The 25,481-nt window shown below is 71.4% G+C and carries 25 protein-coding genes; 11 read left to right on the forward strand and 14 right to left on the reverse strand.

All coding sequences use genetic code 11. From position 1 onward, the window contains the following. Positions 1-321: 321 nt before the first annotated feature. Entirely contained in the window at positions 322-759 is a 438-nt protein-coding gene (locus ACWDRW_RS24210) for a cell division protein SepF (RefSeq protein ID WP_451726115.1), read from the forward strand. 55 nt (positions 760-814) lie between these two features. Here the strand turns inward: ACWDRW_RS24210 and ACWDRW_RS24215 are convergent, their stop codons facing one another. After that, positions 815-1,993: an acyl-CoA dehydrogenase family protein gene (locus ACWDRW_RS24215; protein ID WP_451726116.1), complete on the reverse strand. Its 1,179-nt coding sequence runs from the start codon at positions 1,991-1,993 to the stop codon at positions 815-817. A gap of 89 nt (positions 1,994-2,082) precedes the next feature. Then, entirely contained in the window at positions 2,083-3,735 is a 1,653-nt protein-coding gene (locus tag ACWDRW_RS24220; RefSeq protein WP_451726117.1) for an MFS transporter, read from the reverse strand. A gap of 272 nt (positions 3,736-4,007) precedes the next feature. Here ACWDRW_RS24220 and ACWDRW_RS24225 point away from each other — a divergent pair, with 272 nt between their 5' ends. Both ACWDRW_RS24225 and ACWDRW_RS24230 read left to right on the forward strand, forming a co-directional pair. Next, positions 4,008-5,360 carry a mannosyltransferase family protein gene (locus ACWDRW_RS24225; protein ID WP_451726118.1) on the forward strand — a complete coding sequence of 451 codons (1,353 nt, stop codon included), beginning with the start codon at positions 4,008-4,010 and terminating at the stop codon, positions 5,358-5,360. Between the two features lie 239 nt (positions 5,361-5,599). Beyond that, a complete protein-coding gene (locus tag ACWDRW_RS24230) occupies positions 5,600-6,604 on the forward strand; it encodes a phosphatase PAP2 family protein (RefSeq protein ID WP_451726119.1) in 1,005 nt (334 codons plus the stop codon). Between the two features lie 106 nt (positions 6,605-6,710). Here the strand turns inward: ACWDRW_RS24230 and ACWDRW_RS24235 are convergent, their stop codons facing one another. Continuing rightward, a complete protein-coding gene (locus tag ACWDRW_RS24235; RefSeq protein WP_451726120.1) occupies positions 6,711-6,926 on the reverse strand; it encodes an I78 family peptidase inhibitor in 216 nt (71 codons plus the stop codon). Positions 6,927-7,355: 429 nt separating this feature from the next. On the opposite strand from ACWDRW_RS24235, the gene ctaD reads away from it, so the two are divergent. Further along, positions 7,356-9,035 (forward strand): aa3-type cytochrome oxidase subunit I, encoded by a 1,680-nt coding sequence (ctaD, locus tag ACWDRW_RS24240; protein WP_451726121.1) that lies wholly within the window; start codon positions 7,356-7,358, stop codon positions 9,033-9,035. On the opposite strand, the gene ACWDRW_RS24245 is transcribed toward ctaD, so the two are convergent. The 3 genes from ACWDRW_RS24245 to ACWDRW_RS24255 form a co-directional block, all read right to left on the reverse strand. Next, the gene (locus ACWDRW_RS24245; RefSeq protein ID WP_451726122.1) at positions 8,926-9,951 is read right to left on the reverse strand and encodes a helix-turn-helix transcriptional regulator; all 1,026 of its coding nucleotides are present in this window, start codon (positions 9,949-9,951) and stop codon (positions 8,926-8,928) included. The genes ctaD and ACWDRW_RS24245 overlap by 110 nt on opposite strands. 95 nt (positions 9,952-10,046) lie before the next feature. Then, positions 10,047-11,339, reverse strand: a complete 1,293-nt coding sequence (locus ACWDRW_RS24250; protein WP_451726123.1) for an ABC transporter substrate-binding protein — start codon at positions 11,337-11,339, stop codon at positions 10,047-10,049. Next, complete coding sequence (locus ACWDRW_RS24255; protein ID WP_451726124.1) at positions 11,308-11,856, reverse strand: hypothetical protein; 549 nt, start codon at positions 11,854-11,856, stop codon at positions 11,308-11,310. Before ACWDRW_RS24255 ends, ACWDRW_RS24250 begins: the two co-directional genes overlap by 32 nt. Before the next feature lie 131 nt (positions 11,857-11,987). On the opposite strand from ACWDRW_RS24255, the gene ACWDRW_RS24260 reads away from it, so the two are divergent. Genes ACWDRW_RS24260 through ACWDRW_RS24270 form a run of 3 tightly spaced genes read left to right on the forward strand, consistent with a single transcriptional unit; the run spans position 11,988 to position 15,870 of the window. Then, positions 11,988-12,458: a hypothetical protein gene (locus ACWDRW_RS24260; protein ID WP_451726125.1), complete on the forward strand. Its 471-nt coding sequence runs from the start codon at positions 11,988-11,990 to the stop codon at positions 12,456-12,458. Beyond that, complete coding sequence (locus ACWDRW_RS24265; protein WP_451726126.1) at positions 12,458-15,175, forward strand: branched-chain amino acid ABC transporter permease/ATP-binding protein; 2,718 nt, start codon at positions 12,458-12,460, stop codon at positions 15,173-15,175. The genes ACWDRW_RS24260 and ACWDRW_RS24265 overlap by 1 nt, the downstream gene beginning before the upstream one ends. Continuing rightward, the gene (locus ACWDRW_RS24270; RefSeq protein WP_451726127.1) at positions 15,172-15,870 is read left to right on the forward strand and encodes an ABC transporter ATP-binding protein; all 699 of its coding nucleotides are present in this window, start codon (positions 15,172-15,174) and stop codon (positions 15,868-15,870) included. Before ACWDRW_RS24265 ends, ACWDRW_RS24270 begins: the two co-directional genes overlap by 4 nt. On the opposite strand, the gene ACWDRW_RS24275 is transcribed toward ACWDRW_RS24270, so the two are convergent. Both ACWDRW_RS24275 and ACWDRW_RS24280 read right to left on the reverse strand, forming a co-directional pair. Continuing rightward, on the reverse strand, positions 15,860-16,378 hold the full coding sequence (locus ACWDRW_RS24275; RefSeq protein ID WP_451726128.1) for a transglycosylase family protein: 519 nt from the start codon (positions 16,376-16,378) through the stop codon (positions 15,860-15,862). The genes ACWDRW_RS24270 and ACWDRW_RS24275 overlap by 11 nt on opposite strands. Positions 16,379-16,550: 172 nt before the next feature. Then, complete coding sequence (locus ACWDRW_RS24280) at positions 16,551-17,192, reverse strand: transglycosylase family protein (protein ID WP_451726129.1); 642 nt, start codon at positions 17,190-17,192, stop codon at positions 16,551-16,553. A 542-nt stretch (positions 17,193-17,734) separates the two neighbouring features. Here ACWDRW_RS24280 and ACWDRW_RS24285 point away from each other — a divergent pair. Both ACWDRW_RS24285 and ACWDRW_RS24290 read left to right on the forward strand, forming a co-directional pair. Further along, positions 17,735-18,517: a hypothetical protein gene (locus tag ACWDRW_RS24285; protein ID WP_451726130.1), complete on the forward strand. Its 783-nt coding sequence runs from the start codon at positions 17,735-17,737 to the stop codon at positions 18,515-18,517. A 61-nt stretch (positions 18,518-18,578) separates the two neighbouring features. Then, positions 18,579-18,893 carry a hypothetical protein gene (locus tag ACWDRW_RS24290; protein WP_451726131.1) on the forward strand — a complete coding sequence of 105 codons (315 nt, stop codon included), beginning with the start codon at positions 18,579-18,581 and terminating at the stop codon, positions 18,891-18,893. A gap of 48 nt (positions 18,894-18,941) precedes the next feature. Here ACWDRW_RS24290 and der read toward each other — a convergent pair whose 3' ends face one another. The 5 genes from der to aroH all read right to left on the reverse strand — a co-directional run bounded on the left by der (position 18,942) and on the right by aroH (position 23,368). After that, positions 18,942-20,420 carry a ribosome biogenesis GTPase Der gene (gene der, locus ACWDRW_RS24295; RefSeq protein WP_451726132.1) on the reverse strand — a complete coding sequence of 493 codons (1,479 nt, stop codon included), beginning with the start codon at positions 20,418-20,420 and terminating at the stop codon, positions 18,942-18,944. A gap of 73 nt (positions 20,421-20,493) precedes the next feature. Next, positions 20,494-21,141: a lysophospholipid acyltransferase family protein gene (locus tag ACWDRW_RS24300; RefSeq protein ID WP_451726133.1), complete on the reverse strand. Its 648-nt coding sequence runs from the start codon at positions 21,139-21,141 to the stop codon at positions 20,494-20,496. Next, on the reverse strand, positions 21,138-21,824 hold the full coding sequence (cmk, locus tag ACWDRW_RS24305; protein WP_451726134.1) for a (d)CMP kinase: 687 nt from the start codon (positions 21,822-21,824) through the stop codon (positions 21,138-21,140). The genes ACWDRW_RS24300 and cmk overlap by 4 nt, the downstream gene beginning before the upstream one ends. 99 nt (positions 21,825-21,923) lie before the next feature. Next, on the reverse strand, positions 21,924-23,009 hold the full coding sequence (locus ACWDRW_RS24310; protein WP_451726135.1) for a prephenate dehydrogenase: 1,086 nt from the start codon (positions 23,007-23,009) through the stop codon (positions 21,924-21,926). Further along, entirely contained in the window at positions 23,006-23,368 is a 363-nt protein-coding gene (gene aroH / locus ACWDRW_RS24315; protein ID WP_451726136.1) for a chorismate mutase, read from the reverse strand. The genes ACWDRW_RS24310 and aroH overlap by 4 nt, the downstream gene beginning before the upstream one ends. Before the next feature lie 208 nt (positions 23,369-23,576). Here aroH and ACWDRW_RS24320 point away from each other — a divergent pair, with 208 nt between their 5' ends. Both ACWDRW_RS24320 and ACWDRW_RS24325 read left to right on the forward strand, forming a co-directional pair. Then, the gene (locus tag ACWDRW_RS24320) at positions 23,577-24,035 is read left to right on the forward strand and encodes a Rieske (2Fe-2S) protein (RefSeq protein WP_451726137.1); all 459 of its coding nucleotides are present in this window, start codon (positions 23,577-23,579) and stop codon (positions 24,033-24,035) included. 22 nt (positions 24,036-24,057) lie between these two features. After that, positions 24,058-24,801, forward strand: coding sequence for a nucleotidyltransferase domain-containing protein (locus ACWDRW_RS24325; RefSeq protein WP_451726138.1), 744 nt, complete (start codon positions 24,058-24,060; stop codon positions 24,799-24,801). On the opposite strand, the gene ACWDRW_RS24330 is transcribed toward ACWDRW_RS24325, so the two are convergent. Beyond that, complete coding sequence (locus tag ACWDRW_RS24330) at positions 24,727-25,479, reverse strand: nucleotidyltransferase domain-containing protein (RefSeq protein WP_451726139.1); 753 nt, start codon at positions 25,477-25,479, stop codon at positions 24,727-24,729. The genes ACWDRW_RS24325 and ACWDRW_RS24330 overlap by 75 nt on opposite strands. Positions 25,480-25,481 lie beyond the last annotated feature (2 nt).

A 25,481-nucleotide genomic window follows, 5' to 3' on the forward strand; every position in this document is an offset into this window, starting at 1 on the left:
CCCCCGCGGTACGCACAGCATCAAGTACGACATTGAGTCCGGCGCATCGTACCGACCGTCTCCGCGGCCCCTTGAGCGCCCTCCCGCTTCACCCGTACGCACCGCAGATCACCCATACGCCGCGAAGAATCATATTTCACTCACAGTCAGCAGCCATGCGTGGCAAGGCCCTTGGCACACCTGGGCTCTCGACGTATGCGCTGTGCACCAGTACCGTCACAAACCCCCCGCGCGGCGTCTATCCACTTGGCGCGCCGTCCGCATCATGGATGACCATAGGGATGCGGAAAGCAAGAAAGACCGCTGTGAGAGGAGGCGTCCATGGGATCGGTGCGCAAGGCGAGTGCCTGGCTGGGCCTCGTTGACGACAACGATGACGAGCGTTACTACGACGACGACTACTCCGAAGGGACCGAGTCCGGGGATGCCTGGGTCACGGACCCGCGGGTCAAGGTGGCGGCGGACGTCGCCGAGGAGAAGGGCCGCCGGATCGGCACGGTCACCCCGGACAGCTTCCGGGACGCCCGCGCCATCGGTGAGCTGTTCCGTGACGGCGTCCCGGTCATCATGAACCTCACGGCCATGGAGGCCGCCGACGCCAAGCGCGTCGTCGACTTCGCGGCCGGCCTGATCTTCGGTCTGCGCGGTTCGATCGAGCGCGTGTCCACCCGGGTGTTCCTGCTGACCCCGGCCGACACCGAGATCATCAACGGCGAGCCGGCCGCACACCGGACGGACGGATTCTTCAACCAGAGCTGAGGCAGGGCCGTTTCACCGGCCCTGCCCCCTCGGGGTTCACCGGAACCCCTCGGGCTCACCGGAACGCGTCGAGCCCGGTGAGCGCCTTGCCCAGCACCAGCTGGTGCATCTCGACGGTGCCCTCGTACGTCAGCACCGATTCGAGGTTCGTCGCGTGCCGCATGATCGGGTACTCCAGCGAGATCCCGTTGGCGCCGAGGATCGTCCGCGCCGTACGGCAGATGTCGATGGCCTCGCGGACGTTGTTGAGCTTGCCGAAGCTGACCTGCTCGGGACGCAGGCGCCCGGCGTCCATCCGCCGCCCCAGATGGTGGGCGAGCAGGATTCCCTTGTGCAGTTCGACCGCCATGTCGGCGAGCTTGGCCTGGGTGAGCTGGAAGCCGCCGATGGGCCGCCCGAACTGCTCCCGCGTCCGCGCGTACTCGACCGCCGCCTCGAAGCAGGAGCGGGCCGCGCCCATCGAACCCCAGACGATGCCGTAGCGGGCGTGGGTGAGACAGCTGAGCGGTCCGCGCAGCCCGGTGACCTCGGGAAGCACCGCGTCGGCGGGCAGCCGTACCTCGTCCATGACCAGCTCGCTGGTGACCGAGGCGCGCAGCGACAGCTTGTGCTTGATCTCGGGGGCGGAGAAGCCGGGGCTGTCGGTCGGCACGACGAAGCCGCGGATGCCGTCCTCGGTCTGCGCCCAGACCACCGCGACCCCGGCGACCGAGCCGTTGGTGATCCACATCTTGCGGCCGGTCAGCACCCAGTCGGAGCCGTCGCGCTTGGCGTACGTCCGCATCGAGGCGGGGTCGGAGCCGTGATCGGGCTCGGTGAGTCCGAAGCAGCCGATGACCTCGCCGGAGGCCATCCGGGGCAGCCACTGCTGCTTCTGCTCCTCGCTGCCGAAGTGGTGGATCGCGTACATGGCGAGAGAGCCCTGCACCGAGACCAGCGAGCGGATCCCGGAGTCCGCGGCCTCCAGCTCCAGACAGGCGAGTCCGTACTGGACGGCGCTGGCGCCCGCGCAGCCGTATCCCTTCAGGGACATGCCGAGCGCACCGATCCCGCCGAGTTCACGGGCCAGTTCGCGGATGCCCGGCAGCTCACCGGTCTCGTACCACTCGGCGACGTACGGCAGGACGCGGTCGGCGGCCCACCGGCGGACGGTGTCGCGGACGGCCAGGTCCTCGGGCTCCAGGAGGTCGTCGATCCCGAGCGGATCGGCGGGATCGAACGGGGGCAACGGCATGGGAGACCCTCCGGCAGCTCAAAACTAGCAGCGCTAGTCACGGATTGAAGGCCGACGTTACGACGCAGTCTCCACCACGTCCAGCGTTGTCAGGCAGTCACCCGGGACTCGGCGATCTCCCGGGACTTCGCGACCTCCCGGGGCTCGGCGATCTCCCGGGACCCGGCCACCTCGCGGGGCGCCGGGACGTCCACCTCCGCGGCGGCGGGCTCGCACTGCATCGTCCGCGGCAGGCGCAGTGCCATCACCGCGCCGAGCAGCAGCAGCGCGGCGCTGACCAGCAGCGTCACATGGAGCCCGTGGACGAAGCAGTTCCGCGCGGCGACGCGCAGGGTCTCCCCGGCGGCGCCGCCCAGCTGCCCGGCCACCTCATAGGCCTCGCCCAGCGAGTGCCCCGCCGCCCTGGAGGCCTCCGCGGGCACTCCGGGCACGGAGGACAGGCCGGGGGTGTAGGCCGCGTTCATCACGCTGCCGAGCAGCGCGATGCCGATGCCCGCGCCCAGCTGGTAGGAGGTCTCGCCGATCGCCGCGGCGCCGCCCGCCTGTTCCGGCGGGGCCTCGCTCAGCATCGACTCGTACGCCCCGAACAGCGTGGTCTCCAGACCGAAGCCGAGCAGCACGAACCCGGAGAGCATCAGCGCGGGATTGTCCGTGCCGCCCATGGCCGTGAGGAGCACCACCGCGAACGCGGTCAGACAGAACCCGGTGCACACCATCCGCCGTGGGCCGAACCGGCGCAGCATCCGGGCTCCGGCGAGCCCCGCGCCCATCGCCGCGAAGGTCAGCGGCAGCAGGCGCAGCCCCGTCTCCAGGGGGGAGAGGCCGAGGACCAGTTGCAGATACTGGGCCGCGATCAGCTCCAGGCCGACCAGCGCGAGCATCGCCAGCACGATGCAGCCCACCGAGGTGCTGAACGCGGGACGCGCGAACATCCGCAGGTCCACCAGGGGGTGCTTGCGGCGCCGCTGACGTCGTACGAAAAGGACCAGCAGCGTCACGCCCACCACCAGGGGCAGGGCGGTGACGCCGTCGATCTGGCCGCCGCCGAGGCGCTTCACGCCCAGGACGACGCCGAAGAGTCCGGCCGCCGCCATCAGCGCGCCGACCACGTCCCAGGGGCCGCGGCCGTCGCCCTTGGACTCGGGCAGCAGCATCCGGCCCACCGGCAGGCTGACCAGCATCAACGGGATGTTGACGAGGAAGACCGAGCCCCACCAGAAGTGCTCCAGCAGGAAGCCGCCGAGCAGCGGTCCGACGGCCGCGCCGACCGCGGCCACCGCGCTCCAGATTCCGATGGCGAGGGCCCGCTCGCGCCGGTCGGGGAAGACCTGGCGAAGGATCGAGAGGGTCGCCGGCATGATCATCGCGCCGCCGACGCCGAGCAGCGCCCGCGCCACGATCAGCACCTGGGCGGTGTCGGCGAGGGCGGCCATCGCGGAGGCGACGCCGAACAGGGCGTAGCCGAGGAGCAGGATCCGTCTGCGTCCCACGCGGTCACCGAGCGTGCCGAAGAGGATCAGCAGCGAGGCGCAGACGAGCGGGTAGATGTCGACGATCCAGAGCAGCTCTATGGCGCCCGGCTTGAGGTCCTCGGTGACGGCGGGCACCGCCACGTGCAGCACGGTGGCGTCGACGGCGACCAGCAGCAGGCTGACGCAGAGGACGACGAGGACGACCCAGCGGTTGGCACCGGCCCCGGCCGCCCGACGGCGCAGCGCGGCGGCCGTGGTCGTCCCGGACATGTACGTACCTCCCAGATGTTCCCTCGCGTTCGGCGGGCTCACGGGGTGGGGACTCCCCGTGACTCGGCCGGGGAGGAGCGGTGGTCCCCGACCCGCGCAACGAAGCGAGTGACTCGTCAGAGTACGCGAGTCCGTCCCGGTGCCGAGTGGCGGACCTCTCAGACATCGGACAGAACTCGTGTGGCGTACGCCACTTCCCGGCCGCCTGTCGCGCCCTGTCGGAAACGGCCGGGCGGGCCGCCGGGTTCCGGGCTGCACAGATAATCGAGCCCGTGACCGATCTTCCTACGAGCGTGCGCCGGGCCGCGCCGGCCCTGCTGGGGTACGCGGCCGTACGCGCCCTGGGCCTGTTGACGCTGGCCCTGTGGAGCGCGGCGCGCGACAAGAGCGCGTACACCCTGCTGACCGCCCGCTGGGACTCGCTCTGGTACACGAGGGTCGCCGAGCTGGGGTACGGCTACGAGGTGCGGCTGCCGAACGGCGACGTCCACTCCAACCTGGCCTTCTTTCCGCTGCTGCCCTGGCTGGAGCGGATGATCGCCGCGGTCACCCCGCTGTCGGCGGCGGACGCGGGGTTCCTGGTCTCGGCCCTCGCCTCGCTCGCGGCGGCCTGGGGGATCTTCGCGGTCGCCGATCATGTCCACGGCCGTCGGGCGGGTTTCTTTGCGGTGCTGCTGTGGGCGGTGCTGCCGGTCGGGATCGTGCAGTCGATGGCGTACAGCGAGTCCTTGTTCACCGCGCTCGCGGCCTGGTCGCTGTACGCGGTGCTGACCGGCCGCTGGCTGACCGCCGGCACGCTCGCCCTGCTGGCCGGCCTGACCCGCCCGGTGGGCCTCGCCGTGGTGGCGGCGGTGTGGGTGGCGGGGATCGCCTCGTTCGTACGCGAGCGCCGCGCGACCCCGACCGAGCCCGCGCACCCCGAGCTCGTACCGGACCACGACGAGGTGCCGACCGGCGGCGCGCACCGGGTCGCCTCGCCCGGGGAACACGGAAGCGCCGCGCCGGCCGACCGCGCGCACCGGGTTGCCTCGTTCGAAGGGGGCGGGAGCGTGGCGCCCGGTGACCGCGCGCAGGGTCCTGGGTACGCCCCCTCCCCCGTCGGCGGCCCGACCCCGCCCGGCGCGTCGAGGGTCCGGCGCGCCCTCGGGATGCTGCTCGCGCCGCTGGGAGCCGCCGGTTACGTCCTGTGGGTGGGCCACGACACCGGCAAGGGCCCGCTGGGCTATCTCGAGGTCCAGGCCGGCTGGCGCAACGGCTTCGACGGCGGCCTCGCCTTCGCCCGGTTCGTCGCCGACAAGTTCACGTCGTTTCCGTCGGCGCTCGCCGGCTTCGGCCTGCTCGTCGGGGTCGGCCTCGTGGTGTGGCTGTACGTCGTCTGTGTCCGGCAGGGCCAGCCGCTCCCCCTGCTGGTGTACGCGGGTGTCGTCACCGCGCTCGCCCTGTGCGCCTCGAGCTACTTCGGCTCGAAACCGCGGCTGCTGCTGCCCGCCTTCCCCCTGCTGCTGCCCCTCGCGCTCGCCCTGGCCCGGGCGCGTCCGCGTGGATCGGCCCTGGTGGTGGTGCTGATCGCGGTGGGCTCGGCGCTCTACGGGGCGTTCTGGCTGAACGGCTCCGGTCCGCCGTGACCGCTTCGGGCACCCCCGGTGATCGTCAAGAGAATTCAGGACCAGCTTTCGGTGAACGAATTCATAAACCAGATAAAACCGTGCGCTGGAATGATCAAAGGAATTGAAGGGTGCGGCCGCCGCTGATTGCGAAGTCGTAGGAAATAGGCCGCCCCCTGAGAGGAATCCCACATCACATCGTCATCACAACCCGGCGGAATCAGCAGGGTTCTGAGCTCACTCGCTGTAACGTCGATTGGGTGCGTACCGAACGAAACCTCACCCGTCTGGACCGGGTGTTCGCGAGGCTGGACCGTGAGCCGGAACGGCCGGCCCACATCGATGTGCCGAGGATGAGCCGGCACAGGGTGGCCCTTTTCGCGGCCACCCTGGCCTTCTACGGCGCCATCGTGTGGGCCGTGGTCATCACCTCGTGGCTGGTCCGGCTCGACTGGCAGGTCATGTTCTTCCGGCCGTACCAGCAGTGGTCGGAGATCCACGCATTCGTCGACTACTACGTGGTGCTCGGCCAGCGCGGCCCCACCGCGGTGATGATCGCGGCCTGGCTGGGCTGGCGCTCCTGGCGGCAGCACACGCTGCGGCCGCTGCTTGCGCTCGCGACCTCGCTGCTGCTGCTGAACGTGACGGTCGGCGCCGCCAAGCTCGGCATGGGCCGGCTCGGACCGCACTACGCGACCACCGTCGGCTCCAACGAGATGTGGCTCGGCGGCGATATATTCCCCAGCGGTCACACCGCCAACGCCGTGGTGACCTGGGGAATCCTGGCCTATCTGGCTTCCACCCCACGGGCCCGCCGCTGGCTGTCCGCGCTGTCCGCGGTGACCTCGCTGGGCGTCGGCCTGTCCACCGTCTACCTCGGCACGCACTGGCTGAGCGATGTGCTCCTCGGCTGGGCAGCGGGTCTGCTGATCCTGCTCGCGCTGCCCTGGTTCGAGCCGCTGATCGCCCGCGCGGAGACCGCGATCTTCGATCTGCGCGACGCCTGGCGCGCCCGCCGCGCCGGTACGGCACCGGCCCCGGCCGCCCCGGTCGAGGTCCCGGTGCGGCTCAAGCCGCGTGAGTCCGCGCAGGACGTCTCCCCCACGGCCCGTACGCCCAAGGCGCCGGTCTATCTGGCCCCCGGCCCGCACACGGCCCGCTCGGAGCGCACCCCGGTCACGCCGGTCGGCAGCCGCAGACCGCCCCAGACCGACCGCGCCACCCGCGGCACGACCTCGACGGCACGCCCCCTGACGGGCGGCTAGCCGCCGGAACAGCGGGGCTCGGTACGCACACCCAACCCCGCGGCGATCGGCCCCGGCACCACGTGATTCCTCACGGGTACCGGGGCCGTCGCTGTCTCAGCCCCGCTCAGCCCTTCCAGGCCCGGGTCACCAGACCGTCCTTCACCTCGAAGTTCAGTCGTCCCACCCGGTACTCCATGGTGATGATCGCGCCCGGCGGCAGCGACCGTACGGTGGTCCAGCCCCGCTCGCGGGCGAGCCGCTCGGCGCGGTCGGCGGCGAGGCCGAGATAGCCGTCCGGCTGGTCGTGGGGTTCGGCGGGGGGTGTCGGAATCGGTGCCATGCGGCCACGCTAGGCCCTGTCCGGCGGCTGGGGCCAGAGAACAGCTCACACCCCGTCACCCGTCCCCCTCCGGTCACACTTTTGTCACAGGATCACGACACGGGTTTCAAACCCTCTCCGTCACACGGACGGGCGCTTCGCTACGCCTTTCGCAGGCATTCGAACGTAATTCCCGCGTGTCGCGGCAGCGCACCCAATTGACCGTCGGAAAGTTCCGGAAGAACTCCCCCCGGACTCCTTTCTCCCGCCGATTCCGCGTGGGTCCACGGAACTGACGCCACACAGGAATTGCCTCGCAGCCGCACAGAACCCCTCGTACGCCCCCTGTCGGAGCGCGCGGCGGCGCGAGCATCATGGCGTGGGCTCGCGGGCACGCGCGGCGCGGGCTTCAGCGGGCCCGGGGCAGGCGAGCGAAGGGGCGAGCGAGCGATGGGCACTCAGACGGTGCAGACGCCGGTACGACCCGTGCGGACCAAGCACAAGGGCCGGGTGATCGTCGACTGGCTGACCACCACCGACCACAAGAAGATCGGCCATCTGTACCTGATCACCTCGTTCCTGTTCTTCCTGCTCGGCGGTCTGATGGCGCTGCTGATGCGCGCCGAACTGGCCCGGCCGGGGCTCCAGCTCATCGACAACCAGCAGTTCAACCAGTTGTTCACGCTGCACGGCACGATCATGCTGCTGCTCTTCGCGACCCCGGCGTTCGCCGGCTTCGCCAACGAACTGATGCCGCTGCAGATCGGCTCTCCGGACGTGGCCTTCCCGCGGCTGAACATGCTGTCGTACTGGTTCTTCCTGTTCGGCGGGCTCATCGTGATCAGCTCGCTGCTGGTGCCCTCGGGGCCCGCCGACTTCGGCTGGTTCGCCTACGCGCCGCTCAACAGCCTGGAGCGGTCGCCGGGCATCGGCGGCGATCTGTGGATCATGGGGCTCGCGCTGTCCGGGTTCGGCACGATCCTCGGCGCCGTCAACTTCATCACCACCATCATCGGGATGCGCGCCCCCGGCATGACGATGTTCCGGATGCCGATCTTCGTGTGGAACACGCTGTTCACGTCGATCCTGATCCTGATGGCGTTCCCGGTGCTGGCGGCGGCGCTGCTGTGCCTGGAGGCGGACCGGCGCTTCGGCTCGCACATCTTCGAGGCGGCCAACGGCGGCGCGCTGCTGTGGCAGCACCTGTTCTGGTTCTTCGGCCATCCCGAGGTGTACATCATCGCGCTGCCGTTCTTCGGCATCGTCAGCGAGATCATCCCGGTCTTCTCGCGCAAGCCCATGTTCGGCTATCTGACACTGGTCGCTGCGACGATGGCGATCACCGGTCTGTCGGTGGTGGTGTGGGCGCACCACATGTTCGCCACCGGCGCGGTGCTGCTGCCCTTCTTCTCCTTCATGAGCTTCCTGATCGCGGTGCCGACCGGGGTGAAGTTCTTCAACTGGACCGGCACCATGCTCAAGGGCTCGCTGTCCTTCGAGACGCCCATGCTGTGGTCGGTGGGGTTCCTGGTGACCTTCCTGTTCGGCGGTCTGACCGGGGTGATCCTGGCGTCCCCGCCGATGGACTTCCACGTCACGGACACCTACTTCGTCGTGGCGCACTTCCATTACGTCGTCTTCGGCACCGTCGTCTTCGCGATCTTCGCCGGGTTCTACTTCTGGTGGCCGAAGTTCACCGGGAAGCTGCTCGACGAGCGGCTGGGGAAGATCCAGTTCTGGACGCTGTTCGTCGGCTTCCACACCACGTTCCTGGTGCAGCACTGGCTGGGCGCGGAGGGCATGCCGCGCCGGTACGCCGACTACCTGGCCGCCGACGGCTTCACCGCGCTGAACACGATCTCGACGATCGGCGCGTTCCTGCTCGGCATCTCGACGCTGCCGTTCCTCTACAACGTCTGGAAGACGGCGAAGTACGGGGAGAAGGTCGAGGTCGACGACCCCTGGGGCTACGGCCGTTCGCTGGAGTGGGCGACGTCCTGCCCGCCGCCGCGGCACAACTTCACCACTCTGCCCCGGATCCGCTCGGAGTCCCCGGCATTCGATCTGCACCATCCCAAGTTCGCGGCACTCGCTCCAGAGCCCGAGAAAGCCGGTCCCGAGCGGTCCTGAGGGCGTCGGTGAGCTCGATGGGCTCCAGCACCTCGAACTCGAAGCCGAGCAGCATCACATGGATCACCATCACGTCCAGGCTGCCGGCGCCGGTGCGCAGCAGACAGCTGCGGGACCCCTCGGCCTCCAGCACACCGGCGGAGGGCGAGATGTGCTCGGCGGCCTCCTCCAGGGGCACCAGCAGCCGGATCAGGGCGTGGGTGGCGTACGCGCGCGTGGAGACGCCCTGGGAGACGTAGGCGGCGAGGTCGTCGGCGGGCGGGCGGCGCGGGGTGAAGCGGGGACCGTGCGGCGGCTTGGGCGTGATGCGGTCGACCCGGAAGATGCGCCAGTCGTCCCGGTCGAGGTCCCAGGCGACCAGGTACCAGCGACGTTCGGTGCACACCAGGCGGTGCGGTTCGGTTCTGCGGCGGCTGAGCGTGCCGTCGTGGCCCCGGTACTCGAAGCGCAGCCGCTCGGCGTCCCGGCACAGATGGGCCAGTTCGGTGAGGACCCCGGGGTCCACGGCGGAGGGCTGGCCGCGCAGCATCGGCACGGTGAAGGCGTTGAGGGCGCTGATCCTGCGGCGCAACCGGTTGGGCAGTACCTGCTCCAGCTTGGTCAGGGCCCGTACGGAGGTCTCGCCGATGCCCTCGATGCCCTGTCCCGCCGCGGTGCGCAGCCCGACGGCGACGGCCACGGCCTCGTCGTCGTCCAGGAGCAGCGGGGGCAGCTCGGCTCCCGCGCCCAGCTGGTAACCGCCGCCGGTGCCGGGACTGGCGTTGACGGGGTAGCCCAGCTCACGCAGCCGCTCGACGTCCCTCCGGACCGTACGGGGGGTGACCCCGAGGCGGTCGGCGAGTTGCGCTCCGGACCATTCCCGGTGGGCCTGGAGGAGCGAGAGCAGGCGCAGCAGTCGTGCCGAGGTGTCCAACATGGCGCCGAGTCTGCCAGCGCGACCGGACAGTAACGGTCCGCAATGCTCAACTAGCTTGTAGAAATGGACACCGACGGTAACGCCGGGCTCCAGGATCACGGCGTGTAGGCCAACTGCGGCACGTCGAAACAGGTGTTGTCCATGTCCTCCTGGGACACCCAGCCCCGCCCGTCCTCCCAGCGCGCCACCGACAGACAGGTACGGCGGGTGGCGGGCGGCTCGGCGAGCCGCTCGAAGCGCACGGGGAGCAGCAGTCCGTCGGCGGTGTAGCCCTGGCTGCGGCTCATCCAGTCGTCCACGCACGCGCGCGTGACCTCACCGCGGGCGCAGGCCCGCGCCGCCTCGGTGAACCACCGGGCGGCGGCCCAGCCCTCCAACTGCCACTGCGAGTGCGTCTCCAGCCCTTCGGTGGCTTCCCGGAACTCCCGTACGGCCGGGTGGTCGGTGTCCTCGAAGTTGCGGCTGGATCCGGTCGCCCACAGGGCGTTGCGGCAGCGCGAGGCGTCCTTGTAGTCGTCGGCGATCGTCGAGGTCCAGTTCTGCACGTTCGTCACCTTGGCGGTGAGCTCGACGCCGGCGTCGTCCATCGCCGCGCACAGCCGCGCATTGCCGTGGCCGTCGATGGCGTCGAAGACGAGGTCGACGCCCTGCTCCTTCAGATCGGCCGCCACGGCGCGGAAGTTGGGCAGCGCGAAGTCGACCTGCTCGGTGACGACGTCGTACCCCTCGGCCTTCAGACCGCGTTCCACGAGCCGGGCGTAGGAGGCGGACGCGGCCTGGTTGTAGGAGACGACGGCGGCGGTGCGGGCGCCGCGCTCGCGCTTGAAGTAGCGGTAGACCTCGGTGCCGCCGTACAGCTCGCCGTCCCAGCCGACCGTGCCGTTCCGCGGCGCGAGGCTGCCGTAGATGCCGTACAGGTGCGGCCAGGTGTCGTAGGCGGCGCCGATGGGCTGGCCGCCGATGTCGGGCACCCCGGCCGCGGAGACACGCGAGGCACCCGCGTAGTCGAGGACCGTGGTGGCGACCAGGGCGACCACCCGGTCCTCGTCGATCAGCCGGTGCACGCACTCGTTGTTGCCGACGCCGCTGCCGCCGTCGTCGCACAGCCGCACCTCGACCGGCCGCCCTTCGATGCCCCCGCGCGAGTTGAGCCGCTCGAAGTACGCCTTGGCGCCGTCGCGCGGGCCGGTGAAGGCGTCCCCGCCGACCGGGCTGGTGGCGCTGGTGATGACGCCTACCCGGATCGGCCCGCCGCTCTGCGCGGGGGTCGTGCGCGCCCCGCCCTCGAAGTCGCTCTCCGGCAGCCGGCTGCCGCAGGCCGCGCTCAGCGTGAGCAGCAGCAGCGCCGCCAAGGCCTCAGCAGCCCGGAACCGGCGAGGCCGAGCCATTGCCGCTCAGTTGCACCAGCGCGCACAGCGTCTTGGCGGACACCTTCCACGTGCCGTCCTGCTCCACGGCCGTCCCGGCGGCGTCCGGCAGGGCGGTGGCGCCCTTCAGGGTGAGGGTGTACGTCACGTCCGCCTCGGTCGGCGAGGTGAAGGCGACCTCGGTGACCTCGGCGCCGACCTGTCCGCCGCGCTCGTCACCGCTGAACGCCTGGAGCACCGGGGCCATCTGCTCGCCGTTCTCCAGGACCGTCTGCTTTTCCTCCAGGGGGGTCTTCGGGTCGAAGAACTTCTGCCAGTTCTGCTTGATCTCCTGCTCGGCCGCGCCGACGTCGGCCGGCGCGGTCGCGGAAGGGCTGATCGTCCGCTCGACCGAGGGCGAGGGCGGAGTGGCGTCGCCGCCGCCTCCCTCGTCGTCGCTGCAGGCCGCGAGGGCCGGGCCGAGGAAGAGCAGCAGGGCGGCCGCCAGCGCCGTCGCGCGCCCCCTGTTCCCCCGACTGAGGTCGCTCCCGAGAACCATCTGGCTCACCACCGGGTGTCGGTCCGGGCCGGGTGCGCCCGGTGCTTTCAGGGTCAGCTCACAGAAGGCATAGTGCAAGCCATCGGCTGACATGGACAGACGCATGACGTGTGAAGCCCGAGGAGCCAGAGATGCGGACAGCCCGACTGCGGACCGTGCATCCCGTCCAGTGGGCCGGCTGGGCCGCCCTGGCCGCCGGCGCGGTGCTGTGCGTCCTCGGCTGGTACGGCGTCTCGGGCGAGCGTTTCGCGGAACGGCAACTGCCCTATCTGGCCTCCTGCACCGTGCCGGGCGCCGCGCTGATCGTCGCCGGGTCCGTGCTGCTCACGCACGGCCGGAACGCGCTCGCCGCCACGCGCGTGGAGGAGCTGTACGGCCTCCTCGTGGCCGCGGAACCGGCCGAGATCCCGGGGGAGGCGGCCACGGCTCCGCTCGCGGTCAGCGGGGAGCTGCTGATGGTGCCGGGCGGCACGCTGTGGCACCGCGCGGACTGTCCGCTGGTGTCCGGCAAGGCGGAGGCGGTGCCGGTGGACTCCAAGCTGGTGAGGAGCGGCGAGCTGGGTCCGTGCCCGATCTGTGAGCCCGCCGAAGCGGACGACTGATGTCCTCGCTGACGCACGACCTCACCCTCGCCGGTCTGTCGGTCGGCAGCGCCGCCGCGCTCACCGGGATCGGTCTGGTCGTGACGTACCGGGCCACCGGCGTGCTCAACTTCGCGCACGGCGCCATCGCCATGGTGTGCGCCTACGTGCTGCGGCAGTGCGTGGTGGAGTGGGGCTGGCCGCTGTGGGCGGGTGCCGCGCTGACCCTGCTGGTCGTGGCGCCCGCGATCGGTTTGGCGCTGGAACGGTTCGTGTTCCGTCCGCTGTCCGTTCTCGGCGGCGATCCGGCGCAGACGCTGGTCGCGTCGATCGGGGTGTTCGTGCTGCTGGTCGGCGGGGCTGCGCTGGTGTGGGGGCAGGGGGCGCGGGACGACGCGCCGGAGCTGCTGGTGTCGGCCGACCCGTGGGGACAGCTGGCGGTGGTCGTCGTCCTGGCGGTGGCGGTCGGTTCGGTGATCCGCTGGACGGTCTTCGGCCGTGAGCTGAGGGCGGTGGTCGACGACCGCGGCCTTGCCGTGCTGGGCGGCATCGACGCGGACCGGGTGGCCGCGGCGGGCTGGGCGTTCGGCTCGTTCACGGCGGGCCTGACGGGCGTACTGCTCGCGCCGTATGTCCGCCTCGACCCGTACGGGCTGCCGCTGCTGGTGATGGAGGTGGTCGCGGTCGCCGTGGCCGCCCGGATGCGGAGCCTGCCGGTGGCGGTGCTGACGGCGCTCGGCATCGGGGTGGCGCAGAGCCAGTTGACGCGTCTGCATCCGAGCGGCTGGGGCGAGCCGTTGCTCCAGGCCGTGGGCGCGAACCTGTTCGTGGTGGCGTTGCTGATCGCGGCACTGGCGCTCCCGCGCGTGGGCACCCGGGACGCGCTGCCCCGCACGGCCACCGCGCGCGTCCCCACCCCGCCGGGCGCCTGGATCGTGGCGGTGGTCCTGTTCCTGCTGCCGCTGGGGTTCGCGGGCTCGGACCTGCACACGTCGGTCCAGGTACCGGCGCTGGCGGTGGTGCTGCTGTCCCTGGTGGTGGTCACCGGCCGGGGCGGCCAGATCTCCCTGGGCCAGGCGGCCTACGCGGGCCTGGGCGCCCTGTTCACGGCCCTGCTGGCGGCGGGCCGCTTCCCGGGCCTGCCGCGCCTGCCGGAGCTGGCGGCGCTGGTGGTGGCGGTGATCCTGGTGGCGCCCTTGGGCTTGCTCACCGGCTGGCCCGCGATCAACCGCAGAGGCCTGGCCCTGGCGCTGGCGACCTTCGCGGTGGGCGTCGGGGTGAGCCGCTTCGTCTTCGCCCAGCCGTACGCGACGGCGGGGCTGACGCTGGGCCGCCCGGCGGGCTTCGAGGGCGACAGGGCGTTCTACCTCCTGGAGCTGGCCCTGCTGGGCGCGGCGCTGTGGGCGACGAGAACACTGCGCGGCGGCCGAACGGGCAGGGCGCTCGCGGCCATGCGCGACCACGAGGAGGGCGCGTCGGCGTCGGGAGTCCGGGTCCCGGCACTGAAGCTCCTGGCCTTCGTAGCGGGCGCCGCCCTGGCCGCCCTGGGCGGCGGCATGCTCGGCATGGGCCTGCGCGCCTTCGACCCCGCCGCCTACGACCCCGTGCGGGGCCTGCTCTGGTTCGCGGCGGTCGTGGTCCTCGGCGCGGACAGCACCCTGGGCGCCCTGGCGGCGGCGGCCCTCCTGGTGGGCCTGGACGCCGGAGCCCGCGGAGGCATGGCGGCGGCCCTGATCGGCGTACTGGCGGTCCTGGTGGGCCGCTTCCCCGGCGGCCCGTACGAGGCCCTGCGCAAAGCCGCGGAAGGCCTGCGACTCCGGGGAGGGGCGAGGCTCACGGAACGGGGGGAGGCGGTACGCGCGCGACTCCGGCCTCGGCCCGCACCGGGAGCCCGGCCCAGGGAACAGGTCAAGCCGACGGGGCCGACAGCCGCAGCCGCCGACGGCGGTCGGCCCCGGCAAGGGCCACCCGAACCGAATCCCGAAAGCAGCGCGGGTGGTGCGGGTCGGACCCCACGGACCCCAGACCCGGCCGAAGGCCGGGTGCCCACCCTCCAAACCCGCACCCTCCAAGCAAGCTACGGCGGGTTCACCGCCCTGGACGGTGTGGACCTGCAAGTACACCCCTCCCGGATCACCGCCGTCGTCGGCCCCAACGGCGCAGGCAAGAGCACCCTCTTCCACTGCCTGGCAGGCACCCTCCACCCCACCCGGGGTCAAGTCCTCTACGGCGACCGGGACATCACCCGCCTCCCCGCCCACACCCGAACCCGCCTCGGCATCGCCAGAACCTTCCAGCAACTCGCCGTCTTCCCCACCCTCACCGTGGCCGAGAACGTCCGCGTAGGCGCGGAGCAAGGCCACATCGCCGACCCGACGGCCGTGGAAAGAGCCCTCCGCCTGCTCGCCCTGGACGACGTACGGGACGCCCCCGCCGCCAACCTCCCCACCGGCACGCTGAGAAGAGTCGAACTGGCCAGGGCCCTGGCCGGCGGCCCCCGCGTCCTCCTCCTCGACGAACCCGCCGCGGGCCTGGACACCACCGAGGTCACCGCCCTGGCCCGCGTCCTGAAGGCCCTCGCCGCGGACGGCACCGCCCTCCTCGTCGTGGAACACGACCTCGACCTCGTGGCGGACCTCGCGGACGTCGTGCACGTCATGACCGCGGGCCGCATCGTCGCCTCGGGCCCCCCGGCCCACGTCCTCGACAGGCTCGGCTCCCGGGAGACACCCGTATGACGATCTCCCTGCGCCACGCGCGCGTGCGTTACGGCCCGCTCGAAGCGCTGCACGGCGTGACCCTCGCCGCCCCCGCCAGCGGCCTGACCGTCCTGCTCGGCCGCAATGGATCAGGCCGTACGACCGTGCTGGGGGCCCTGGCCGGAACGGTGCGGCTGTCCGCCGGAGCCGTGGTGTGGGACGGAGTCGACGTCACCCGCGTACCGGCGTACGAGCGAGCCCGCCGGGGGCTGTGCCTGGTCCCGGAGCGCCAGGCGGTCTTCGGTTCCCTCACCGTCCGCGAGAACCTCGAACTCGCCGCCCCCGCCTACGGCCTGGCCCTGGACGCCTACCCCCGCCTCGCGTCCCTGCTCCCGCGCCGCGCCGGCACCCTCTCCGGCGGCGAGCAGCGCATGCTCGCCCTGTCCCGCGCCCTGCTGGCGCACGCGCGCGTGGTGCTCGTCGACGAACCGGCGCAGGGCATGTCCCCGGCGGTGGCGCACCGGACGTACGAACTCCTCTCCGGGCTCGACGCCTGTGTGATCGTGGCGGAGCAGCGTCTGCCGCCCGTCCCGCGCGACCGCCTCGCGCTGGTGTACGAACTGCGCCGTGGCGCCGTCGTGTTCAGCGGCGAGGCGGCCGAACTCCGGGCCTCGCCCGATCGGCCGGGGGCGGGCCGAACACCGCGGAGGAGCGGACCGCGCCCTACGGAATGACGAGCAGCATGCCCGGCTCGATCCGGTCGGGGTTGCTTCCGAGAGTCTTCTTGTTGGCCGCGTGCATCGTCTTCCAGCCGCCCTTGATCTTGTACTTGCGGGCGATCGCGGACAGGGTGTCGCCGGTCTTGACCGTGTGCATCCGGCCCTTGAGGCCGTACCGCTTCGAGCACACGGGCCAGGCGTTCCAGCCCTGCACGGCCAGAACCTTCTGGGCGATCGCGATCTGTTGCGCGCGGGTGGCCAGATCCGCGCGCCGGGCGTACTTCAGACCGCCGAACTCCTCCCAGGTGGGCTGCCAGAACTGCAGTCCGCCGTAGTAGCCGTTGCCGGTGTTGATGTGCCAGCGTCCACTGCTCTCGCACTCCGCGATGCAGCCCCAGGGCCACCCTGGGGCGGCGCAGTCGTAGGGCGCGCGGGTGGCGGCCGGGTTCGGTGGTGCCGCGTGGGCCGGGGCGGTGAACACGGCCGCGGCCGCGAGGGCGAGGGTGATCGGTGTGCGGTACATCGGCCCACGCTAAGCAGCGGGGCACGCGGGGCCGGTTCGGCGCGGCGGTGTGCCGAGGGGCCCCACCCGGTCGGCGGACCGAGGGGCGGGACCCCGCACCCGGTGAGGGGGAGTCGCGCTCGGATCTCCAAGCGCGTCAGATCTCCAGACCCTGCGCGTTCTCCAGGCGCTGTCAGATCTCCAGGCGCTGTCCGGGCACGATCACATCGGGATCACCGCCGATGACGGCCTTGTTGGCGGCGTAGAGCCGCTGCCAGCTCGTCCCGTGCCGGGCGGCGATGCCGCTGAGGGTGTCGCCCTCACGGACGACGTAGTCGCCGCGCGACGCGCCGCGGTCGGTGTGGCCCGAGGCCCGCTGCGGCGCCTGGGGAGCCTTCCGCGCCTTCGGGGCCTGCTGCGGGGCCGCCTCGGCCGTAACCGGTCCGGAGGCGGGAGCGCTGCCGTAGGCCCCGGCGCGCGCCGAGCAGGTGGGCCAGGCGCCCCATCCCTGGGCGCGCTGCACCTTGGTGGCGACGGCGATCTGCTGGTCCTTGCTCGCCTGGTCGGCCGTGGCGGCGTAGGCCGTGCCGCCGTACGCGCGCCAGGTGCTCGCGGAGAACTGGAGTCCTCCGTAGTAGCCGTTGCCGGTGTTGATGTGCCAGTTGCCGCCGCTCTCGCACTGGGCGATGCGGTCCCACACTCCGCCGTCCGCCGCGGCGGCACCGCCGGCCGCGGCCAGCAGCCCGAGCGGGGCGAGCAGAGCCGCCCCGGCGAGGACCGCCGTCGTACGCGCCTTACGGGCGCTGTCGCGAGTGGTATCGGCACATTCGGACATAAAGTTCCCTCCCGACTGACCCGGGCTCCCCCAAGGCCGGAGCGCGGTCCGCGCACTGGGTCGCGGTTCTCGCGCCTCGCCCCGTCCGCCGGTGGGGTGTGGTGCTGCGAGCTGGCTGTGGTGCGGCCGACGGACGTACCCGAGCGGTGCTCTGTGCACACGGCCGAGAAATGTAGGGAGAGCGGCTGCCCGGTATCAACCAACTCCTTGTCATTCCTGGCCAGTTCGCCGTTACCGTGGGTATCAGCGATTTCCGGCCACCCACTTCATTCGCCGATTTCCTGATTTGTCGACCAGTCAGCTCGTCGATCTGTGACCCACTTCACGGAACCAACTACCTTGACCCGTCAACGACTTGACCAGGAGTACTCAATTCCGCACCCAAGGTGACCGTCCGCTACGGATGGTTCGATTCCGTTCGCCCTTGTGCGTGACTCCCGCCACAGATCAGCCGTTGTCATCTTCATGAGCCCGGGATCCACCCGGTTCACGGGCCGGGAGCCACCCGGCCCCGCCAAGTACCACATCCCGAGGGAGCCCCCGTGCCGCGCATGCTCGACGTCAGCGACGAGGTACGCGCCGAGATCGGCGACGACGAAGCCGACCGGCTGCTCGCCGGCGACAACGCCCCCGGCAGTTACGACTGCACGTCCTGCCGCACCCCGGGCGACTCCGAACAGGAGCGCACCAGCACCGTCCTGTTCATCGGGGACGAGACCGCCGTCCTCGCCTTCGCCCACGCCACCTGCCTGCCCTCCCAGGTCGTGCAGGTCACCGAGGAACAGCTCCAGGGGGCGGTGCGCTCCATCACCGGCGACACGGTCGACCTGGAGCCGGACAAGGTCGTTCCCGAGCAGGCGGTGCTCGGGGTGACCAGCGGACTGGTGCTGATCGCCGGGGAGTTGCACCCGGCCCTGGTCGTGGAGCCGACCGGGCCCATCGTCCGGCCCGGCTCCACCGCCGTGGGCGACGACTTCCTGCCGCTGCTGATCGAGCAGGGGTTCATGCCGGTGACGGCGATCGAGTCGGTACCGCCCGTGCTGCACGGCTGGTCGGTGCTGCTCGCCATGGGCCAGCTGCACGCGGTGCTGCAGCCGGGGACGGGCGGCGGTCAGCCGGTGGCCTGGTGGCAGGCGCACCAGCCGTTGCAGGTCACCGAGGGATGGCGGGCCGCGGCCAACAAGCACCAGCAGGTGCTGATGTTCGCGGCACCTGTCGGGTCCATCGGGCGTCAGCCCCGAGAGGACCTGCTGCGGGACGCGCTGGACAAGGCGGCCGCCAACGGGAAGTTGGTCGCTTCCGCGCTGCCTCTCGCCGGGACCTGAGTGCCCCCAAAGGTCGGCCGCTGAGCCGCATCCCTTGATGGGGCCGGTCGTTTGGACATACGTGCACGCATACGACTCTCCCTCGGCCACGCCGATCTACGACGCGCTCTACGCCGAGTACGTCAAGTCCTTCCGCACGCTGCCGGGTGACCGTAGCGGCGAGGAGGAGCTGGGGTTCACCGCCTTCGGGAACATCCCGCACAGTACGGGCTCGTACGGCGGGCACCGGCCGGGGTCCTTCTCCAGCTCGTACAGCGCCTACAGCGCGGGCGCGCAAAGTGCCCGGCAGTCGCAGTGGCAGCGCGTCGGGCACATCGGGCCGCAGGGGTCGGGAACGCATCCCGCCCTGCGGCCCGTTCCGCACCGGGGGATCTGAACGGCGAAGAGGGCGGCCCCGATCGGGGCCGCCCTCTTCATGCCGTGCTCACTTCTTCTTGCCGCGCTTCTCGCGGACCCGGACGGAGATGTGGATCGGGGTCCCGTCGAAGCCGAACTCCTCGCGCAGCCGCCGCTCGATGAAGCGCCGGTAGCCCGCCTCGATGAATCCGGAGGCGAAGAGCACGAAGCGCGGGGGCTTGGTACCTGCCTGGGTGCCGAACAGGATGCGCGGCTGCTTGCCGCCCCGGATGGGGTGCGGGTGGGCGGCGACGAGTTCACCGAGGAAGGCGTTGAGACGTCCGGTCGGGACGCGGGTCTCCCAGCCCGCGAGGGCCGTCTCGATCGCCGGGACCAGCTTCTCCATGTGCCGGCCGGTCTGCGCCGAGACGTTCACCCGGGGCGCCCAGGCGACCTGGCCGAACTCGGTCTCGATCTCCCGCTCCAGGTAGTAGCGGCGCTCCTCGTCGAGGGTGTCCCACTTGTTGTAGGCGATGACCATGGCGCGGCCCGCCTCGACGGCCATGGTGACGATCCGCTGGTCCTGGACCGAGATGGTCTCGGAGGCGTCGATCAGGATGACCGCGACCTCGGCCTTCTCGACGGCCGCGGCGGTACGCAGCGAGGCGTAGTAGTCGGCGCCCTGCTGGAGGTGGACGCGCTTGCGGATGCCCGCCGTGTCGACGAACTTCCAGGTGACACCGCCGAGTTCGATCAACTCGTCGACCGGGTCCCGGGTGGTGCCCGCGAGTTCGTTGACGACGACGCGCTCCTCGCCCGCCACCTTGTTCAGCAGGGAGGACTTGCCGACGTTCGGGCGGCCGATGAGGGCGATACGGCGGGGACCGCCGACGCCGGAGCCGCCGAAGGTCTGCTCGGGCGCGTCCGGCAGGACCTCCAGGACCGCGTCCAGCATGTCGCCGGTGCCACGGCCGTGCAGCGCGGAGACGGGGTGCGGCTCGCCGAGGCCGAGGGACCACAGGTAGGCGGCGTCCGCCTCACCGCTCGGCCCGTCGACCTTGTTGGCGCAGAGCACCACGGGCTTCCCGGCCTTGCGCAGCAGTCGTACGACGGCCTCGTCGGTGTCCGTCGCGCCGACCTTGGCGTCGACGACGAACACGACGGCGTCGGCGGCCTCGATGGCGTACTCCGCCTGCGCGGCCACGGAGGCGTCGATGCCGAGGACGTCCTGCTCCCAGCCGCCGGTGTCGACGACCTTGAAGCGCCGCCCGGCCCACTCGGCCTCGTAGGTCACCCGGTCGCGCGTGACACCGGGCTTGTCCTCCACGACGGCCTCGCGGCGCCCGATGATGCGGTTGACGAGGGTCGACTTGCCGACGTTCGGGCGGCCGACGACGGCGAGCACGGGCAGCGGGCCGTGGCCCGCCTCCTCGATGGCGCCCTCGACGTCCTCGAGGTCGAAGCCCTCTTCCGCGGCGAGCTCCATGAACTCCGCGTACTCGGCGTCGCCAAGTGCTCCGTGGTCGTGCGCCTCGCCCGAGCCCTCGGAGTGGATCTGGTCGTTCATGAAGTCCGTACCTCGTTCAGTGTGGTGATCGGTGGAGCGCCCCTTCTCGGGTGATCCACTACTCAAGTGTCGCCTAGCGGCCGGTAAGCCGCCTGGCGTTTTCCAGGTGCTCGGAGAGCTGCTTCTGGATCCGCTCGGTCGCCTCGTCCAGCGCCCGGCGGGTGCGCCGTCCGGTGCCGTCGCCCGCCTCGAAGGGTTCGCCGAAGACGACGTCGACGCGGCTGCGCAGGGCGGGCAGCCCCTTTATCAACCGGCCGGGCCGCTCGGAGCTTCCCAGGACGGCCACGGGGACGATCGGCGCGCCGCTGCGCACGGCGAAGTAGGCGAGCCCGGCGCGCAGGGAGGCGAAGTCGCCCTCGCCCCGGGTGCCCTCCGGGAATATCCCGAGGACGCCACCGCTCTCCAGGACGCCGAGCGCCCGGGTGATCGCGGTGCGGTCGGTGGTGGTGCGGTCCACCTTCAGCTGGCCGATCCGGGTCAGGAAGGGGTCGAGCGGGCCGACGAACGCCTCCTTCTTGATCAGGAAATGCGTCGGCCGGGGCGCCACGCCCATGACCATGGGGCCGTCGATGTTGTGGGAGTGGTTGACGGCGAGGATCGCCGGGCCGGAGGCCGGCACCTTCCAGGCACCGAGCACGCGCGGGCGCCACAGCCCGTGCATCAGGCCGACGCCGATGCGTCGCCCGACCTCGGCGCCCCGTACGGAAGGCAGCTCGGTCACTTCGCGGCCCGCTTCTCCTCGACGAGGGTCACGACGCACTCGATGACCTGCGCGAGCGTGAGTTCGGTGGTGTCCACCTCGACCGCGTCGCCGGCCTTGGCCAGCGGCGAGGTCTTGCGGGAGGAGTCGGCCGCGTCGCGCTTGAGCAGCGCCTCGCGGGTGGTGTGCACGTCGGAGCCCTTGAGCTCACCGCTGCGCCGGGCGGCGCGGGCCTCCGGGGAGGCGGTGAGGAAGATCTTCAGGTCGGCGTCGGGCAGCACGGTGGTACCGATGTCGCGGCCCTCGACGACGATGCCGGCCTCGGCGGAGGCCGCGATGGAGCGCTGCAGCTCGGTGATCCGGGCCCGCACCTCCGGCACCGCGCTCACGGCGCTGACCTGGGAGGTGACCTCCTGGGTGCGGATCGGCCCGGAGACGTCGATGCCGTCGACGGTGATCGTGGGCTTCTCCGGGTCGGTGCCGGAGACGATGTCGGCCTTCCCCGCGACGGCGGCGACGGCGTCCGCGTCGGCGATGTCGATGCCGTTGTTCACCATCCACCAGGTGATCGCCCGGTACTGGGCACCGGTGTCGAGGTAGCTCAGGCCGAGCTGGGCGGCGACGGCCTTCGACGTGCTCGACTTACCCGTGCCGGAGGGGCCGTCGATGGCGACAATCACGGGCTGGGCGGCGCCGTTTTCCACGGGGGGACACCTTCCTGGTGCGGTGCGGTGGGGTGTGCGGGGCACGAACGCGCCCCGCACAAGGTTACTGGGTACGCGTCACTCGTCCGGACGCGCACATCACTGGCGGATCGCCCAGCCCCGCTCCCGCAGCGCCGCCGTCAGCACCGGAACCGCGTTCGGCTCGACCATGAGCTGCACCAGGCCCGCCTGCTGCCCCGTCGCGTGCTCGATGCGGACGTCCTCGATGTTGACCCCCGCCCGGCCCGCGTCGGCGAAGATACGGGCCAGCTGTCCGGGCTGGTCGTCGATCAGGACCGCCACGACCTCGTAGGCCCGCGGCGCGGAGCCGTGCTTGCCGGGCACCCGGACCTGACCGGCGTTGCCACGCCGCAGCACGTCCTCGATGCCGGCCGTGCCCTCCCGGCGCTTCGCCTCGTCCGAGGACTGCAGCGCCCGCAGCGCCTGGACCGTCTCGTCCAGGTCCGCGGAAACGTCCGCGAGGAGATCGGCGACCGGCCCGGGGTTGGCGGAGAGGATGTCGATCCACATCCGGGGATCGGAGGCGGCGATCCGCGTCACATCCCGGATTCCCTGCCCGCACAGCCGTACGGCCGCCTCCTCGGCGTTCTCCAGGCGCGCGGCGACCATGCTGGAGACCAGATGCGGCATGTGCGAGACCAGGGCCACGGCCCGGTCGTGGGCGTCCGCGTCCATGACCACCGGCACCGCCCGGCAGTGCGAGACCAGCTCCAGCGCGAGGTTCAGCACCTCCGTGTCGGTGTCCCGGGTGGGCGTCAGCACCCACGGCCGCCCCTCGAACAGATCCGCGCTCGCCGCGAGCGGCCCGGACTTCTCCCGGCCCGACATGGGGTGCGTGCCGAGGTACGCCGACAGATCGAGCCCCAGCGCCTGCAGCTCACGCCGGGGGCCGCCCTTGACGCTCGCCACGTCCAGGTAGCCGCGCGCCGCACCGCTCCGCATGGCGTCGGCGAGCACCCCGGCCACGTGCGCGGGCGGCGCGGCGACGATCGCGAGGTCCACCGGGCCCTCTGGCGCCTCGTCCGTGCCCGCGCCGAGCGCGGCGGCCGTACGGGCCTGCTCCGGATCGTGGTCCGCGAGGTGGACGATCACACCGCGCGAGACCAGGGCGAGCGCGGCGGACGTGCCGATGAGGCCGGTACCGATGACGAGTGCGGTTCTCACTGGGCGATGTCCTTGCGCAGGGCGGCCGCGGCTCCGAGGTAGACATGGGCGACCTCCGAGCGGGGCAGGTCGGACTCGATGTGCGCGAGGACGCGCACCACCCGGGGCATGGCGCCCTCGATGTCCAGTTCCTGCGCGCAGATCAGGGGCACGTCGACGATGCCGAGCTTGCGCGCGGCGGCCGCGGGGAAGTCGCTGTGCAGATCGGGCGTGGCCGTGAACCAGATGCTGATCAGGTCGTCGGTGGTCAGGCCGTTGCGCTCGAGGACGGCGGTGAGCAGGGCCCCGACCTGCTCGTCCATGTGGCCGGCCTCGTCCACGTCGAGTTGGACGGCGCCCCGGACCGCTCGTACCGCCACGGCTTGGCTCCCTTGCTGCTGTACGGATCGTGTGCGCGTCCAGCCTAGTCAGCGCCCGCCGGACCGGTATCCGACGCCCGCCCGCTGAGATGGGGGCGATTTGCGGCATTCCCTCCCGGGATGTTTCTTCTTCGGTGCTTTCGGTGCCAAGATGCTGGTCCGGCAGCTCCTTCGCCCGCAGGTTCCTCCCCATCCTCGGAGTGACGACATGACCTTCCGTCCGAAGCGGCGCACGATCCTTCTCGCCACGGGCGCCGGCGGCGCGGCGGCGCTTCTCGCGGGCTGCGGCGATTCCGGCGACGACGCCTCGACCGAGCAGACCGCCGAGACCACGGAGACCTCCGGGACCGGTGAGGCCACCGACGCGCCCGAGGCCGGCGGCCAGGAGCTGACCACGACCAACGACATCCCGGTCGGCGGCGGCACGATCTTCAAGGACGAGAAGGTCGTGGTGACACAGCCGGAGGAGGGCCGGTTCAAGGCCTTCTCGGCCATCTGCACCCACCAGCAGTGCATCGTCGCCAACGTCGAGGGCGGCACCATCAACTGCACCTGCCACGGCAGCAGGTTCAGCATCACGGACGGCGCGGTGGAGAACCCGCCGGCTACCCGGCCGCTGCCCGAGGAGAAGATCACGGTGGAGGGAAATTCGATCCGGCTGGCGTGAGGCACCCCGTACGCTCCAGGTCATGCTCCCCGAGACCCTGGTACGCGACCACACGATCTACGCCTGCGTGATGGGGTCGCGTGCCTTCGGTCTGGCGACGGACGGCAGCGACACCGACCGCCGGGGCGTGTTCCTCGCCCCCACTCCCCTGTTCTGGCGCTTCGAGAAGCCGCCGACGCATGTCGAGGGCCCGGCCGAGGAGCAGTTCGGCTGGGAGCTGGAGCGCTTCTGCGAACTGGCGCTGCGCGCGAACCCCAACATCCTGGAGTGCCTGCACTCCCCGCTCGTGGAGTACCTCGACGACACGGGCCGGGAGCTGCTCGCCCTGCGCGGGGCGTTCCTGTCCCGGCAGGCCCACACCACGTTCGCGCGGTACGCCCTCGGCCAGCGCAAGAAGCTCGAGGCCGACGTCCGCAACCACGGCGCCCCGCGCTGGAAGCACGCGATGCATCTGCTGCGTCTGCTGATGAGCGCCCGCGACCTGCTGCGCACCGGCGAGCTCACCATCGGCGTCGGTGATCAGCGCGAACCGCTCCTCGCGGTCAAGCGCGGCGAGCGCTCGTGGCCGGAGGTCGAGGCGTGGATGACCCGGCTCGCCGAGGAGGCCGAGCGGGCCGTCCCCACCAGCCCCCTCCCGGCCGAGCCGGACCGGCGGCGCGTGGAGGACTTCCTCGTCCGCGTCCGCCGGGCCTCAGCCCTGAAGCCGCACCCGGACGACGAGGTCGTGCAGGGCGTCGTACACGGTCGGCGCGTCGGGCAGGACTGAGGCCGCCTGGGCCTCGTCCAGCAGCCCGTGCAGCCGTTCCACGTCGGCCTCCACGCGCGCGTACTCGACCTCGGCCGCCCCGTGCTCCCGCTCCGCCTTGGCCTCGATCAGCTCCGGCAGATACCCCGGCGCCTCGCTCACCTCGCCGAGCAGCGTGGGCAGATGGGCTTGCACCTCGCCGCTGCGCATCAGATGGATTCCGGTGAGCAGGACTCGGAACGTGTAGAGCAGCGGCTTGAGCTCGTCCGTCTTGGTGAACAGCCGCCACTGGGTGGTGGCGAAACCCCGGTAGTGGTGGGCGTGGTGGCTGGTCACGACGCCGGGGGCGAGCGCGGCCAGTTGGGAGTGCGCGTCGGTGGTGTGCACGACGAGCGGGGAGAGCAGCTGCTCCAGGACGTAGCCGTTGCGCCGGAGCATCAGCCGGACGAACTTGCGCAGGTCATGGGTGACCAGGTCCATTTCCACGCCGTCGCGGTCCCACATCCTGGACCGGGTCTCGTTCGGCTCGCGCAGCCCGACCAGCTCGGCGGCCGACAGCAGGTGCACACCGCGCAGGTCCACGTCCGAGTCACGGGACGGGAAGCCGTACAGGTGCGCGCCGGAGACGGTCGCGAAGAGCACCGGGTCGGGCTGTTCGGCGACGACGGGCGCGAGGTCGATGTCCAGGGCGTCGATCATCC

It is taken from the genome of Streptomyces sp. NPDC003635 (assembly GCF_053587635.1).